Annotated in this window: 11 protein-coding genes and 4 pseudogenes; 7 read left to right on the forward strand and 8 right to left on the reverse strand. The window is 70.8% G+C overall.

The genetic code is table 11. The annotated features are described in order from the left end of the window. Nucleotides 1-148 precede the first annotated feature (148 nt). Nucleotides 149-994 (forward strand): 3-methyl-2-oxobutanoate hydroxymethyltransferase, encoded by an 846-nt coding sequence (panB, locus tag CIK06_RS21050; RefSeq protein WP_095566268.1) that lies wholly within the window; start codon nucleotides 149-151, stop codon nucleotides 992-994. A gap of 64 nt (nucleotides 995-1,058) precedes the next feature. Here panB and CIK06_RS21055 read toward each other — a convergent pair whose 3' ends face one another. The 5 genes and pseudogenes from CIK06_RS21055 to CIK06_RS31545 form a co-directional block, all read right to left on the reverse strand. Further along, nucleotides 1,059-1,826 carry a helical backbone metal receptor gene (locus CIK06_RS21055; protein WP_232533765.1) on the reverse strand — a complete coding sequence of 256 codons (768 nt, stop codon included), beginning with the start codon at nucleotides 1,824-1,826 and terminating at the stop codon, nucleotides 1,059-1,061. A gap of 7 nt (nucleotides 1,827-1,833) precedes the next feature. Beyond that, nucleotides 1,834-2,532, reverse strand: a complete 699-nt coding sequence (gene npdG / locus CIK06_RS21060; RefSeq protein WP_095568010.1) for an NADPH-dependent F420 reductase — start codon at nucleotides 2,530-2,532, stop codon at nucleotides 1,834-1,836. 51 nt (nucleotides 2,533-2,583) lie between these two features. Further along, nucleotides 2,584-4,007 (reverse strand): annotated as a pseudogene (locus CIK06_RS21065) (RNB domain-containing ribonuclease). A 67-nt stretch (nucleotides 4,008-4,074) separates the two neighbouring features. Then, nucleotides 4,075-5,130: a hypothetical protein gene (locus tag CIK06_RS32205; protein ID WP_198347954.1), complete on the reverse strand. Its 1,056-nt coding sequence runs from the start codon at nucleotides 5,128-5,130 to the stop codon at nucleotides 4,075-4,077. A gap of 87 nt (nucleotides 5,131-5,217) precedes the next feature. After that, complete coding sequence (locus tag CIK06_RS31545) at nucleotides 5,218-5,682, reverse strand: hypothetical protein (protein ID WP_232533766.1); 465 nt, start codon at nucleotides 5,680-5,682, stop codon at nucleotides 5,218-5,220. 34 nt (nucleotides 5,683-5,716) lie between these two features. Here CIK06_RS31545 and CIK06_RS21085 point away from each other — a divergent pair, with 34 nt between their 5' ends. The 3 genes from CIK06_RS21085 to CIK06_RS21095 all read left to right on the forward strand — a co-directional run bounded on the left by CIK06_RS21085 (nucleotide 5,717) and on the right by CIK06_RS21095 (nucleotide 7,822). Continuing rightward, a complete protein-coding gene (locus CIK06_RS21085; RefSeq protein WP_232533767.1) occupies nucleotides 5,717-6,940 on the forward strand; it encodes a M48 family metalloprotease in 1,224 nt (407 codons plus the stop codon). Nucleotides 6,941-7,099: 159 nt separating this feature from the next. Next, on the forward strand, nucleotides 7,100-7,570 hold the full coding sequence (locus tag CIK06_RS21090; RefSeq protein WP_095566273.1) for an NUDIX domain-containing protein: 471 nt from the start codon (nucleotides 7,100-7,102) through the stop codon (nucleotides 7,568-7,570). Between the two features lie 39 nt (nucleotides 7,571-7,609). Beyond that, the gene (locus CIK06_RS21095) at nucleotides 7,610-7,822 is read left to right on the forward strand and encodes a hypothetical protein (protein WP_095566274.1); all 213 of its coding nucleotides are present in this window, start codon (nucleotides 7,610-7,612) and stop codon (nucleotides 7,820-7,822) included. A 75-nt stretch (nucleotides 7,823-7,897) separates the two neighbouring features. Here the strand turns inward: CIK06_RS21095 and CIK06_RS21100 are convergent, their stop codons facing one another. Next, complete coding sequence (locus CIK06_RS21100; RefSeq protein WP_095566275.1) at nucleotides 7,898-9,127, reverse strand: PP2C family protein-serine/threonine phosphatase; 1,230 nt, start codon at nucleotides 9,125-9,127, stop codon at nucleotides 7,898-7,900. Between the two features lie 83 nt (nucleotides 9,128-9,210). Between CIK06_RS21100 and CIK06_RS21105 the strand changes: the two genes are divergently transcribed. After that, the gene (locus CIK06_RS21105; protein WP_232533768.1) at nucleotides 9,211-9,426 is read left to right on the forward strand and encodes a hypothetical protein; all 216 of its coding nucleotides are present in this window, start codon (nucleotides 9,211-9,213) and stop codon (nucleotides 9,424-9,426) included. Then, nucleotides 9,423-9,933, forward strand: a pseudogene (locus CIK06_RS21110) (ABC transporter ATP-binding protein); the annotation flags it as partial. The gene CIK06_RS21105 and the pseudogene CIK06_RS21110, both read left to right, overlap by 4 nt. A 155-nt stretch (nucleotides 9,934-10,088) precedes the next feature. Here CIK06_RS21110 and CIK06_RS21115 read toward each other — a convergent pair. Continuing rightward, a pseudogene (locus CIK06_RS21115) lies at nucleotides 10,089-10,865 on the reverse strand (transposase); the annotation flags it as partial. Nucleotides 10,866-11,215: 350 nt separating this feature from the next. On the opposite strand from CIK06_RS21115, the gene CIK06_RS21120 reads away from it, so the two are divergent. Continuing rightward, entirely contained in the window at nucleotides 11,216-12,688 is a 1,473-nt protein-coding gene (locus CIK06_RS21120) for a TIR domain-containing protein (protein WP_157756879.1), read from the forward strand. A 478-nt stretch (nucleotides 12,689-13,166) separates the two neighbouring features. Here the strand turns inward: CIK06_RS21120 and CIK06_RS21125 are convergent. Beyond that, nucleotides 13,167-13,955 (reverse strand): annotated as a pseudogene (locus tag CIK06_RS21125) (IS5 family transposase). Nucleotides 13,956-14,476: the final 521 nt, after the last annotated feature.

The raw sequence follows: 14,476 nt of genomic DNA on the forward strand, positions 1-14,476 counted from the left end.
CGGCCCGTACCCGGTGCGACCATCGGCCCTGGGACGGCCGGCGTGGCCTTCCGCGAGCGGCGCGGCGATCCGCGCGGCCCGCGGCCGGCCGCGGCGCCCGCCCCGGAGCCCGGGGACCGCGGACGCGGCCTCGAGGAAGGAGACAGTCATGGTGGAGTCCACCCCCGCCGAGGTGACCGCGCTGTACGGCGGCCCGGCCACCCGGCGGGTGCGAACCCGCGACCTGCTCGCCGCCAAGGAGCGCGGCGAACGGTGGCCGATGCTCACCGCGTACGACCAGTACACGGCCGCGATCTTCGACCAGGCCGGCATCCCGGTGCTGCTGGTCGGCGACTCGGCGGCGAACAACGTCTTCGGCTACGAGACGACCGTGCCGGTGACCGCCGAGGAACTGCTGCCGCTGGTCCGCGCCGTGGTCCGGTCCACCCGGCACACCCTGGTCGTCGGCGACCTGCCGTTCGGCTCGTACGAGGAGGGCCCCACGCAGGCGCTGCGCACCGCGGTCCGGTTCATGAAGGAGGGCGGCTGCCACGCGGTGAAACTGGAGGGCGGCCGGCGGTGCGCCGCGCAGATCGCCGCGATCAGCGGCGCCGGGATACCGGTGATGGCGCACGTCGGCTTCACGCCGCAGCGCGAGCACGCCATCGGCGGCTACCGGGTGCAGGGTCGGGGCGACGCGGCCGAGGAGGTGATCGCGGACGCCCGCGCCGTGGCCGAGGCCGGCGCGTTCGCCGTGGTGCTGGAGATGGTCCCCGGCGAGGTGGCCAAGCGGATCACCGCGCAACTGCCGATCCCGACCGTGGGCATCGGGGCGGGTCCGGACACCGACGCGCAGGTGCTGGTCTGGCAGGACATGGCCGGCCTGCGGTCGGGCCGGATGCCGCGGTTCGTGAAGCGCTACGCCGACCTCGCGGGCGCGCTCACCGAGGCGACCCGGCAGTTCGCCAGCGAGGTCCGGGACGGCCAGTTCCCGGCCGCCGAGCACACCTTCTGACCGCCTCCGCCCCGCGCTGTCGATCGGGGCGCTCGTCGCGCCGGCGGCGCGACGAGCGCCCCGATCAACGCGGGTTCGCGGCGGCGAGTTGGGCGGCCAGCAGCGCCGGCGCCTCCGCCAGCGACGGGCCGTACCAGGTCAGGTGCCGGCCGGACAGCAGCGCGGCGGGGATGCCCGCGAACGCCTCGGGTCCGTCCCGGTCGCTGAACGGGTACGGCTCGTCCGGCAGCACCACCAGCTCCGGCCGCTGGTCGAGCAGCTCGCTCAGGGCCGGCCGCGGATACCGCTGCGCCGCGTCGGCGTAGCAGTTCCGCACGCCGAGCCGGGCCAGCAGGTCGCCCGCGAACGTACCGGAACCGAGCACCACCCACGGCCGGCGCCAGACCGGCACGACCGCCCGGCGCCGGCCGGCCGGTACCGGCGGGGCCGCCCAGGCGGCGCGGGCCGCGGCCAGCCAGGGCGGTCCGGTGGTCCGGCCCAGTGCGGCCAGCAGCCGGTCGAGCGAGACCAGCGCCGCGTCCAGGGTGCGGGGAAAGGTCACCCACACCGGTACGCCGGCCGCCCGCAGCGCCTCGACGTCCTCCCGGCGGTTCTCCTCGGCGTTGGCCACCACCAGGTCCGGGTCGGCCGCCAGGATGCGCTCCAGGTCCGGGTACTTGGTGCCACCCACCCGGGGTACGTCGAGGCCGGCCGGATGGGTGCAGTAGTCCGTCGCGCCGGCCAGCAGTTCCGGCGCGGTGACGGCGATCGCCTCGGTCAGCGACGGGACGAGGGAGACCACCCGCCGCGGCGGCGCCGGCAGCGACAGCGGCGTGCCCAGATCGTCGTGCACCGGTGCCTCAGAGGTCGGTCACCCGGATCCCGGCGTGCGTCTTGTAGCGCCGGTTGATCGCGATGAGGTTCGCCGTGAACGCCTCGATCTGGTGGGCGTTGCGCAGCCGCCCCGCGTAGATGCCCCGCATGCCCTCGATCCGGGCCGCCAGCGCGGCCACCACGCCGGCCACTTCCCGGTCCTCGGTGCAGATCAGCACGTCCAGGTCGATCCGGTCGACCTCGGGATCGGCCAGCAGCGGCGCGCTGACGTGGTTGAACGCCGCGCACACCCGCGACTCCGGCAGCAGCGCCGCGGCCTGCTGCACCGCGCTCCCCTCGGGCACCGGCAGCGGGTACGGCCCGTGCTTGTCGAAGCCGAGCGGGTTGACGCAGTCGATGACGATCTTGCCGGCCAGCGGCTCGCGGAGCTGCGCCACGGTGTCGCCGTGCCCGTCCCACGGCACGGCGATGATGACCACGTCGGCGCCGGCCGCCGCGTCCGCGTTCGCCATGCCGGCCACCTCGGTCCCGGCCGGCAGGCCGGGCAGCGCGGCGATCTCGGCGGCGGCCTGGCCGGCCCGCTCGGCCGACCGGGAACCGATCAGCACCCGCTGCCCGGCCCGGACGAACCGGTACGCCAGCCCACGCCCCTGGTCACCGGTGCCGCCGATGATGGCCAGGGTCAGTCCGGTGACGTCGGGGAACGAACTCGCGTCGTATGCCATGCCCGCCATCCTTGCAAACCCGGCCGGATCCCGGGATACCCCCGCGGCGGCTCAGGCCCGCTCGAACCGGACCTTGCGCTGGTCCGGGTCGGCGGTGACCAGGCGGACCGGCACCCGCCGGCCCAGCGGCAGGTCTCCGTCACACCTGGCCCGTACCGGCGGGTCGGTCAGCGCCACCGTCCCGCCGCCGCCGTTGCGGCCGTTGCGGCCACCGGTCGTGACGTCCACCACGGCCGCCTCGAAGACCTCGCCGACCCGGTCGCGCAGCAGCACCGCCTCGGCCAGGTCCACCGCCGCCCGCCCCGCGGTCGAGGCCAGCCGGTCCGAGCCGGACATCGCCGCGGGCAGTCGCGGCAACGCCGCCCGGACCTGCTCCGACACCTCGGCGCCGGCGTGCAACGCCAGGCAGACCTCGGTGGCGTACCGGTCGGCCAGCCGCCGCAGCGGCGCGGTGACGTGGGCGTACGCGGCCGCCACCCCGCCGTGCCGGTGTTCGGCCGGCACCTGCCCGTCCAGCGCCGCGTAGCCCGCGCCGCGCATCAGCTCGGCGGCCTGGTCGAGGAACGCGGCGGCCCGGGGCTGCGCCGGGTCGACGGTGCTGAGCAGCCGGCCGATGCTGGTGTCCGCCGGCCAGTCGATGCCCAGCGCGACGGCCGCCGCGCGCAGCCGGTCGACCGCGGCCGGGTCGGGGTCGGGCATCGTGCGCAGCAGCCCCACCCGCCCGGCGAGCATGATCTGCGCCGCGGCCATCCCGGTCAGCAGGGAGATCTGGGCGTTGTGGTCCTCCAGCGGGGTGGTCGCGCGCAGCACCAACCGCCAACCGTCGCCGTCGGGCTCCACCTCCTGCTCCGGCAGCGGCAGGTTGATGGCGCCCCGGTCGAGGCCGCGTTCCAGCAGCAGGGTGCCGAGTTCCGGCAGCAGCGCGATCGGTTCGGCCAGCCGCCCGGCGTCCGCGTCGGCCTGCGCGCCGCGGTAGTCCAGCTTCGCGCGGCTGCGCACCAGGGCACGCCGGAGGTCCACGGCGACGGTGGCACCGGCCGGGTCCAGGTCGATCGTCCAGAGCACGGCGGGCCGGTCCACCCCGGGCAGCAGGCTCGCGGCGCCCTCGCTGAGCGTTTCCGGATGCAGCGGCACCCGGCCGTCGGGCAGGTAGACGGTCTGGCCGCGATGCCAGGTCTCGGCCTCCAGGGCGCCACCCGGGGTACGAACGCGGCCACGTCGGCGATGGCGTAGTGCACCCGGTAGCCGCCGCCGGCCCGGCGCAGCAGGCACATCGCCTGGTCGAGGTCGGTGGAGCCGGCGGGGTCGATCGTGACGAACGGGATGTCCGTGCGGTCCGCCACCGGCTTGGGCGGATGGCTGGCGGACTCGTCCGCCTCGCGCTGCGCCGCGGGCGGGAACCGCTCGGGCAGGTCCAGCTCACGGCGCAGCGCCGCGAAGTCGATGCGGGGCGCCACGACCCGTCTGATCACCACGGGTCCTTCTTACCAGCGCCGGCGGCCGCCCGCTCGACCCGGAACCCCGGGCCGAGCGGGCGGCGGGTCAGCCGATCATGCGCCGGCTGGCGCGTACGGCCCGCTTGGCCGGCGCCAGTTGGCCCGCGGCCTGCTGGCCCGGCGACCGGCGGGCGGTCATCTTGCGGGTGGGCGCCCCCTGGCTGGTGGCCGACCGGGTGCCGACCCGCTTGGCCGGGCTGCTCGATCCGGCCCGCCGGGCGGCCATCCCGGAGCCGGCGCTCACGCCGACCCGTTTGGCCGGCGCCTTCTTGCCCACCGCGGCCTTGCGCATGCTCGGCCGGGTGGATCCGGCGTTCGCGGCGGCGCTGGTCCTCTTGGCGGGCGCCTTCTTCGCCGGCGCCCGCTTGGCCGCCGTCGTCTTCTTCGCCGGCGCCCGCTTGGTGGCGGACTTGGTCGCCGCGCTCTTGCGGGCGGTGGCCGTCTTGGCGGCCGTGGCGGTCTTCCGGGCCGAGGCGGCGGTCTTGCGAGCCGCGGTGGCCGTCTTGCGCGCGGCGGTGCCGGCCGCCTTGCGGGCCGTGCTACCGCTGGTCGTGCGGGCGGGCGCCTTCTTCGCCGCCGCGCTCGTGCCGGTCCGGGTGGACGTGGCCTTCCTCGCCGGCGCCTTCTTGGCGGTCGTCGCCTTGCGGGCCGGCGCCTTCTTCGCCGCCGCGCTCGTGCCGGTCCGGGTGGACGTGGCCTTCCTCGCCGGCGCCTTCTTGGCGGTCGCCGCCTTGCGGGCCGGCGCCTTGCGGGCCGGCGCCTTCTTGGCGGTCGCCGTCTTGCGGGCCGGCGCCTTCTTCGCCGCCGTCTTGCGGGCCGGTGCCTTCTTGGCCGTCGTCCGCGTGGTCGTGGTCTTGCGGGCCGGTGCCTTCTTGGCCGCCGCCGTCTTCTTCGCGGTCGTCTTCCTGGCTGTCGCCCGCGTGGTCGTCGCCTTCTTCGCCGGCGCCTTCTTGGCCGCCGCGGTCGTCTTCTTCGCGGACGCCTTCTTGGCGGACGTCCGCCGGGCCGCCGCTGCGGCGGTGCCCCTACCGGTGCCCGCGGTCTTCCTGGTGGCGGCGCGCTTCGTCGCCGGCCGGGTGGTGGCCCCTGCTGCTTCGGCCATCTGGGTTCCTCCTAGGAACATGCTCTCCGGGCCCTGGTCGTTCCCAGGCGCCGAAGTTCCCTCGACGCGGACCCTTGCCGCGTCGACCTACCTCTCCTCCCCGGCCCAACGGACGTCCTCCGCATCCCACGCCTCGTTACGTTCCCGCACCTGCTCCAGCGCGTTCGCCGCATCGGCGGCGCTGGCGTAGGGGCCCAGGACGTACCGGGCGGGGCAGACGTCGGCCTCGGTTTCAACCCGATGGTGTCGCGTGCACCAGAAGTACTGCGCGCCACGTCCGCTGTCGCTCATGGGAATACTGTGCACTGCGTCACGCATCGGCGCCACCGATTCGCGCAAAATACGGCACCACTTCCACAATAGACCGGCGACGTTTTCGCAGGTGAGGAATTCGAGAAAGCCACCCGTACCCGCCAAAGCCGTTGCGCGCCAAGGAAAATCATTGCCCCCGGACCGCCGGAACATCGTCCGAACGGACCCTGCCGGATCATCACGGGCATCCGGAAAATAGGCGGCCGTGGTAGGCAAAACTTCCGCCGCGGCAGCGTCCACGCCCGCCGCCTGCGCCCGCTGCGCCCGGCCCACCGTGTCGCTCGGCAGCGCGACGCCCTGGTGCGGACACTGCGAATGGAACCTCGACCGGTACGACGAAGCCAGCACCGATCCGGAGTTCGGCTGGGTCTGGGTCGACCGGCGACTGCGGGGCATCGCGTACCGGCTGAGCCGCCGGCAGTACGCCGAGCTGGCCGCGGCGGCCGGCGGCCGGTCCCGGTACGGCGCGGCCCGGATCGTCCTGGTGGTCGCCTCGGTGCTGCTGCTCGGCGCCTTCGCCGCGCTCGTCGCCGCCTCCTGCTGGCTGCTCTGGCGCTACCCGCTGCTGTCGCTGTACACCGTGCTGGCCGCCCTCGGGCTGGCCACCGCCGTGCTGATGCGGCCCCGGCTGGGCCGGCTGCACCCGCTGGCCCGGGTCGTGGACGCCGACCGGGCGCCCGAGCTGCACCGGCTCATCCGGGAGGTGGCGGACGTGGTGGGCGTGCCCCCGCCGCACGTCGTGGCCGTCGACGAGAGCTTCTCGGCGTACACCAGCGCGGTGGGGCCGCGCCGGCGCCGGGTGCTCTGCCTGGGGCTGCCGCTGTGGGCGGCGCTGGCACCGCAGGAGCGCGTCGCGCTGCTCGGTCACGAACTGGGCCACTTCGCCAACGGCGACATCCGGCGCGGGCTGCTCACCCAGCCGGCGTTCACGATGCTCGGCCACGCCGCCCAGATCCTCAGCCCGGTGTCCACGCACAACCCGGGCGGCGGGCTGATCGGCCTCCTCACCGACCTGGTCTCCCGGGTCGTGCTCTGGACGCTGTCCCGGCTGGTGCTCGCCGGCCACCTGCTGCTGCTCTGGGTGGGGCTGCGGGACGGCCAGCGGGCCGAGTACCGCGCGGACGAGCTGGCCAGCGTCGCCGCCGGCAGCACCGCCGCGGTCGGCCTGATGGACACCCTGGTCGGGATGGACGTCGTGCAGATGATGGTGTGCCGGGAGGCGCGGGCCGGTCTGGGTCCGGCGGACTGGCGTGCCGTGGTGGCCAACACCCGGGTCGAGAGCGCCGCCCAGCTCCCGCTGCGGCGCCAGTTGTCGATCCGGCGGGACGTGTCGCTGTTCGCCAGCCACCCGCCGTCCGGGCTGCGCGCCCGGCTCGTCGAGGCCCGGCCGCACCGGGACCCGCGGATCGTGCTGACCGAGGACCGGGCGGCGCGGATCGACGCCGAACTGGCCGCGGAGTTCGCGGCGGTCCGCCGCGAACTCGCCGTCGTCGGCTGAACCGGCCGAACCGACCGATCCGGTACGCGCCGGCACACCGGCCCTGCCCCACCCGCGCGTCCGCCGCCACATCCGCCGCCGCGGGCGGCCGGTGCCGGCCGGCACGCCGGGTGATCGCTGGTTCGACGCTGCGGACGGCCGCTCGGTTAGTGTCGCCGCGTGGCGATACCCGACTACATCGTCCGGATGCGCAAGCACGTCGGCACCGACCTGCTCTGGTTGCCCAGCGTCAGCGCCGTGGTCCTCAACGAGCACGGCGAGCTGCTGCTGGGCCGGCGGGCCGACGACGGACGGTGGTCGGTGATCAGCGGGTTCGTCGAACCCCACGAACAGCCGGCCCAGGCCGTCGTCCGCGAGGTCGAGGAGGAGACCGGCGTGCTGGTCGCGCCCGAACGCGTCTCCAGCGTCTGGGCGCACCCGCACCGGTACCCCAACGGCGACCACTGCCAGTACCTCAACATCGGGTACCGCTGCCGCAAGCTCGGCGGCGAGGCGCGGGTCAACGACGACGAGTCGACCGACGTCCGGTGGGTACCCCTGGACCGGCTGCCCGACCTGGACGAGCACGCCCGGCTGACCATCGAACACGCGCTGGCCGACCAGCCCGCGGCGTGGTTCGCCGACAACTAGGCCGGATCTCTCCGGATCCTCGACCACGGGAAGTGGCGGATGAGCGGCGTGAGCACCCTGTTCATCGGCGGCCCGGCCGACGGCGTACGGCAGGACCTGCCGGCCGACCCCGACGGCCGGCCGCCGGCCCGCTGGGTGCTGCGTGGACACGACGCACCCGGCGACCACCTGTACGAGCGCGCCGGGCCGGACCCGCGGGGCGGCTGGACCATGCACCATGTGCGTACCGATCCCGCCGGGATGAGCGAGTAACCGCGGCGCCGGCACCGGCCGCTCGGGCCGTGCCCTGCCGGTCGGTCCGTGCCCTGCCGGTCCGTGCCCTGCCGGTCAGGCCGTGCCGTGCCGCTCGGGCAGCCGGCGGATGGCCAGCAGGGCGATATCGTCGGCCGGATGTTCGGTGTCCAGCGTCGCCATCACGGTCGCGGTGACCGTTTCGGCGGGGGCCAGCGGAATCGCGGCCAACAGCCGGTCCACCCCGTCGTCGAACACCTCGCCCCGGCGCTCGACGAGCCCGTCGGTGTAGGAGACCAGGACGGCGCCGGGCGGGAAGTCGACGGTGGTGGTGTGCCGGCACGGATGCTGGCGGCCGATCCCGAGCGGCGGATCGATGTGCCCGGCGAGCAGCCCGTTCGGCCGACCGGGAAGCGCCAGCACCGGGCGGGGATGTCCGGCCAGCGAGATGCGCAGCGTCGCACCGTCCGGGGAGATCATCGCGTAGAGCGCGGTGGTCAGGCTGCCCGCCTCGAAGTGCACCACCTTGCGGTCCAGCAGCGTCAGCGCCTCCGCCGGATCGTCGCAGACCAGCGCGTACGCCCGCAGCGCGCTGCGCACCCGGCCCATCACCACCGCCGATTGCAGCCCGTGCCCCGACACGTCGCCCACCACCACGCCGTGCCAACCGGACGGCAGGGTGAAAACGTCGTACCAGTCGCCACCCACCCCGCAGGCATGGCCCGGCACGTACCGGGCGGCCAGCTCCAACCCGGGTACGTCGGGCAGCTCGGTCGGGATCAGACTGCGCTGCAACGCCAGCGCGGCGGCCTGGTCCAGGCTGCTCGCCCGAGCCCGACTGGCCAGACTGATCCGGTCGGCGACCAGCTCCAGCAGCCGTACGTCGTCGGGGGTGAACCGGCGCGGCCGGAGGGTACCGACGTGCAGCACGCCGATCAGGTCCCCGCGGGCGATGATCGGCACCCCCAGCAGGGACCGGATGCCGGCCTCCAACAGAATCGGGTTGACCACGTCGCTCGCGGTGACGTTCGGAATGATCAGCGGCCGGCGCGTCAGCGCGACCCGGCCGGCAAAGCCGCGGCCGACGGAGAGCCGGAACCCCTGCCGCACCTCCTCCTCCAGCCCCCTGGCCGCGGTGGCCACGAGCTGCTGGGCGCGGGCATCCAGCAGGAGAATGACCGCCGTGTCGACCCGGAGCAGGTCGCGCACCCGGTCCAGCAACTCGTCGAAGAGGTCCGCCACGTCGAGCCGGGACAGCGTGGCATCCGTCACCGCCTCGATGCGGCGCAACCGCTGCTCATCCGTGAAGACCTCTGCACGAGCCACCCCAGGATCCTAGTTGCGGCGGGGCAACTTCCACCCGCAGCGCCGAACGCGCCGTACCTGCGCCGTTCCGGGCGCTACTGCGGATGGTCGTCGCCCAGGTGCGGCACCGACTCGGCCGGGCAAGTGCGTTGTTCCTCGGCATTCTGGCTGCTACCACCGGCTTCACGGTACTCACCGGAAGCACCGAGAGCGCGCGGCTCGGGGTGACCGGTGTGGTCCGGGCGGATGCCCGCTCGGCGTACGACATTCTGGTGCGGCCGGATTCTGGTGCGGCCGGCGGGCGCGCAGAGCCCCCTTGAGCAGGAGCGCAGTCTGGTTCGCCCGAGCTTTCTTTCGGGCCGGTTCGGCGGCATCAGCATCGCCCGGTACGAGCGGATACGGCGGATCCCGAGAGTCGAGGTCGCGGCGCCGAGGGTCCATCCTCGTCGACGGCGCCGACATGACAACACTGCGCGGCGCCCGCCTCAACAACCTACCTCCGGGACGTGGGCTCCGTGTTCCAGCGCTACCACCGTCTTCCGGCCCTGACCGCGCTCGACAACGTACTCGCGCCGCTCGTGCCTCACCGGGTCGCCTTCGACAAGGTCGCGCGGGCCCACGACCTGCTTGAGGCGGTTGGCCTGGCCGGACGGGAAAACGCCCTGCCGGGCGAGTTGTCCGGCGGCCAGCAGCAGCGTGTCGCTATCGCCCGGGCACTCATCGGCCGGCCCCGGCTCCTGCTCGCCGACGAGCCCACCGGCAACCTCGACTCGCGTACCGGTGCGACAATCCTGGACCTGCTCGTACGGCTCCGGTCCGCACACGGCGGTCTCACCATGCCGGTCGACGTGCTCGGCGCGCATCCGGGCTGCCGAGCGGGCCGATTGCGTTGCTGCCATTCCGGATCCCTGGCACGGCCGCGGCGACCGCGGTGGGTCATCGTCATGCGGCGGCGGACTTCGGTGACGGCCCGGTTGGCCAGTTGCACGATCTGGAAGTGGTCCACGACCAGCAGCGCGTGCGGCAGGGCTTCGCGGATCGCGACTTTGAACACGGTGCACATGTCGATCGCGACGGCCTGGACCTGCTCACGCCAGACGGCGGGACGGGCAGTGAGCCAGTCGGTCACCGCCTTGCTGGTGCGGCCCTCGACCTGCGCGAGCAGGCCCTGCCCGCCGGCCAGATCGACAAAGCCCACGTGCCAGCGGTCGACGGTGGTGGTCCACGCCTGGGTGACCTCGTCGAAGTTCCAGCGAGGCTTACCCCGGCGGACCTCGTCGATGCCCAGCACGCTCACCGGCTCAGGCTCGGCCGGCAGCACCGCGGCGGCATGCGCGGTGAACGCCGCGTGCACGACCGGCCAGGACAGCCCCAGGTCACGGGCGGCTTGCACGATCGTGTGGCTGCCGTCGGCGACCGCCGCTCCGGCCGCCTGCCGCAGCCGGGTGGTCAGCCGGGCCCGCGCCGGAACCTGCTCGACCTGCGCGGTGAACGACTTACGCGAGCAGGACGGTGTCGGGCAGTACCAGCGGCGTTTACGCCAGCGCATCCGAACCGGCCGCCCGGCGACCGGCAGATCCCGCGGCCGAGTCGGGGTCCACTGCCTCACCCGCATCGCCCGCTGCCCAAACACCAGGCAGCATCGTGCCTGCTCAGAACCAGTGGAAAGATCCACCACCGGGACGCCTGCGGCGTCCAGCTCGACCCGTTCGGCCACCAGGCCGTCCAGACCCAGCAGCCGGGTCGTATCGTTGACCATGCTCGCAGCTCTTCACTTGTGACCATCCGACTTAGACACTCACATGATCACCGATGGGCTGCGAGCCCTTCACATCCGGGTCACCTAAGCCACGAACCCCGCTCAACTTCGAAGAGCCATCATCGAGTAACCTGTGACCGATTGATCATCGGCGGCTGCCGCTGCAAGCTACGTCACGGCCACCATGGGGCATGCGGATCTGTCCCCAACGAGGCGTAGTCCACTGTCGCAACCCACTGTTGCAGCCCCGTCGAACCTCTGACCAGGTAAGCGCCTCAGACAGAGCCGGAAGCCAGCAGGCCACCCCTGGAGAGTTCTCCCTCCTAGACCGAGCCGTCTATCATCGTTTCGTGGCCATCCCCTATCTAGAAGACGTATTCAAGATCTCAGGCGTTCCCAGCTACACCTTTGTAAGACCATCCGAATTCAACCGCTTAAAGGTGGCACTTCGGACGCCAGGACGAGGGGTGGTAGTAGAAGGGCCTTCCGGGATCGGCAAGTCCACTGCCGCAACAAAGGTTCTGGAGGAACTCGGGCTTGATGGCTCAGTAGTTAAGCTCAGCGCCCGGGTGCCGGCAGACATCGAATACATCGAGATGCTGCCAGAGCTTGGAGACTTCGGCACAGTCATAGTCGATGACTTTCATCGCCTGACTGATTCAACGAAAGCAAGGATCGCCGATCTACTGAAAGTAACTGCCGACATGGAACACACTCGGCGAAAACTCGTGGTAATCGGAATTAATGACGCAGGAAGAGCGCTCATAAAGTCCGCCCCAGATCTCTCCAATCGGATTGACATAATCAGGTTCGAAGTTGAGCCAGCCTCGAAGATCGAAGAACTCGTCTCGGCGGGAGAAACGGCATTGAACGTTCAGCTCGATGCCAGAGATTTGATTATCGAAAAGGCGCGAGGAAGCTTTTACCTGGCCCAACTCCTCTGCTGGGATGCTTGCGTACAAGCGGAGGTTACAGAAAAAGCACAGAACCGGCAATCTATCAGTACGTCCTACGCCGCAATTCAACGACGCGTAGTTGAGCGACAGAAAGAAAGATTCGGGCCAGCCGTCAGGAGTTTCGCGCGCGGCACCAAGTTCCGCCCCAGCGGCCGCGCCCCCTATCTCCACATCCTCAAATGGCTTTCCGAATCTGAATCATGGAGCATCTCAATTCAAGACGAGATGAGGAAGCACCCGAACGAGAAGGCAAGTGTAGGGGTAGTGCTAGAGCAAGGATACCTTGCGAAGCTGACCGAGAAGTCCGATATTGCAGAGATTCTCCACTTCGACCCTGACTCCAAAGTGCTCGCAGTAGAGAACCCCCTACTGATCTTCTATCTGCGCAACATTTCATGGCCGCAGTTTGTGCGCGACGTAGGATTTACCAAGATTGACTATAAGGAGAACTACGACTTCGCGCTTTCCTTTGCCGGCGAAGATCGCGCGTACGCCGAGAATCTCCGGAACCGTCTCGAAGACAACGGACATAGCGTATTCTACGACTTCGCCGAGCAGCACCGATTCTTAGGGCAAGATATTGAAACCTACATGGGGCCAATTTATGCATCCGACTCGCGCTGTGTCGTTGCAGTTCTAGGAGAGATGTACGGAAAGAAGCGTTGGACGCTCTTCGAGTCTAGCCAGTTCGAGAATCGCATCGAACCCGGCGAAGTGGTACCAATCTGGTCCACGAAGGTCCCACCGACCTCCTTTGACACGACGCGCCAAAGGGGTGGCTTGGAATTTGATCCCGAGGGCGACCTAATACAACAGGCTGCCGCGCACGCAGAGATTCTGTCTCGAATGATCGCCGAGCGGACCTAATCCCAACATCTCTGACGAATCAGCGAGGCATAGCGTGGACAACGAAACAGAGTTGCGTCTTCGCCATATTGACACGATCCAGGCAGTCATTGACCGGCTATCCCAAAACTCCTTCACAATTCGCGGATGGTCGGTAACACTAGTCTCGGCCACATTTGTTCTTTTCAGCACTCAAAGCAATCAGAGATCGATCGCATCACTTCTGGCACTGGCCCCCGCCTTAGCATTCTGGGGCCTCGACGCATACTACCTCAGACAGGAAAGACTTTTCCGTCAACTCCACGCCGCTGCCGCTCGACGACTTTGCGACCCTAGCGCCATACCGGATATTGCGCCGTACGACATGAATCTAGAACCCTTCTATAGGGTCGTCGCGCCCTGGCGTCGTATCCTCTTCTCAGGCAGCGTCGTTGCGATACCTGCAACTTTGACTACGATCGTTGTAGGACTTTGGCTACTAACTCGCTAAGAGCGTGTCTCAGGTGGTGAGTTTGAGGTAGCGCTTGTGGCAGGTCAGGGCGGCGGCGAGGGTGACGAATGCGCAGTACAGGCCGGGGTCGCGTTCGTAGCGGATGGTCAGCCGGCGGTAGCGGTGAACCAGGCGAAGGTCCGTTCGATGACCCACCGGTGCCGGCCGAGGCGGTTGGCCGATTCGATGCCGCGTCGGGCGATGCGGGGGCGGATGCCGCGCTGGCGGAGCATGCGGCGCAGGTGGGGGTAGTCGTAGCCTTTGTCGGCGTGCAGCTTGTCCGGGCGTCGGCGCCGGGGGCCACGGCGAGAACGGATGGCGGGGATGGCCTGGACGAGCGATTCCAGGCAGCGGCTGTCGTGGGTGTTCGCCGCGGACACGCCCACGGACAGCGGCAGCCCGCCGCGCTCGGACAGGGCGTGGATCTTGCTGCCGGGCTTGCCCCGGTCGACCGGACTCGGACCGGTCAGAGCGCCCCCTTTTCGCCCGCACGTAGGCGGCGTCGGCGGTGGCCCGGGACCAGTCGATCAACCCCTGCGCGCCGAGCTGGTCCAACGCGGCGACGTGCAACCGCCGCCACAGACCGGCGGCTGTCCACGCCTGGAACCGGCGATGCGCCGTAGCTCGGGACACCCCGAACCCCGGCGGCAGATGCCGCCAGGCGCAACCGGTGGTCAGGACGTACACGATCGCGGCGAACACCGCCCGCGCATCGATCGGCGGCGTCCCTCCGCCCTGACGACGCCGAGGCGGCGGCGGGATCAACGGAGCCGCCAGGTTCCATAACTCCTCAGGCATCCACTGCTCGATCAACCGCTCGTCCACAGTAGAAACGATCTACCACGAAGATCAGCCGACCGCCACCTGAGACACCCTCTAAGCAGCTGCCGATTTAATCTCTAGTAGATCAAGGCACCGCGCTCCGCGCGGTGCGGGGCGGCAAGCCCGGCCGGCGGCAAGCCGCCCCGGTCGCCTTCGGCACCGGGGCGGGAAGCCACCGACAGTCGCCGGGACACCGCCCCCACCACAGCCAGGAACCAGCCCTCGCAAGGCCGTGACGGAAGCCGGCGGGTCGGCCTGATCGCATGGTCGGGGCTTCCGGCTGCCGCGCCAGTCCAACCCCGGGACTGGCTTGCCACCGAGTCACCTGGTCGCGGCACCATCTTCACCGCCAGGACGTGCCTGACCCCTCCCCGCAGCCGCCGGCTCCGCTCCGGAAACCCTCAGCGGCAACCGGAAAGGCCCTACGACGGCGCAGCCGGCCCGATCCGAGGCAAGGTCAACTGAGTTCCGCGCTCAGGGCGTCTCCAGGGCGTCAG

It is taken from the genome of Plantactinospora sp. KBS50, from assembly GCF_002285795.1.
GTDB lineage: Bacteria > Actinomycetota > Actinomycetes > Mycobacteriales > Micromonosporaceae > KBS50.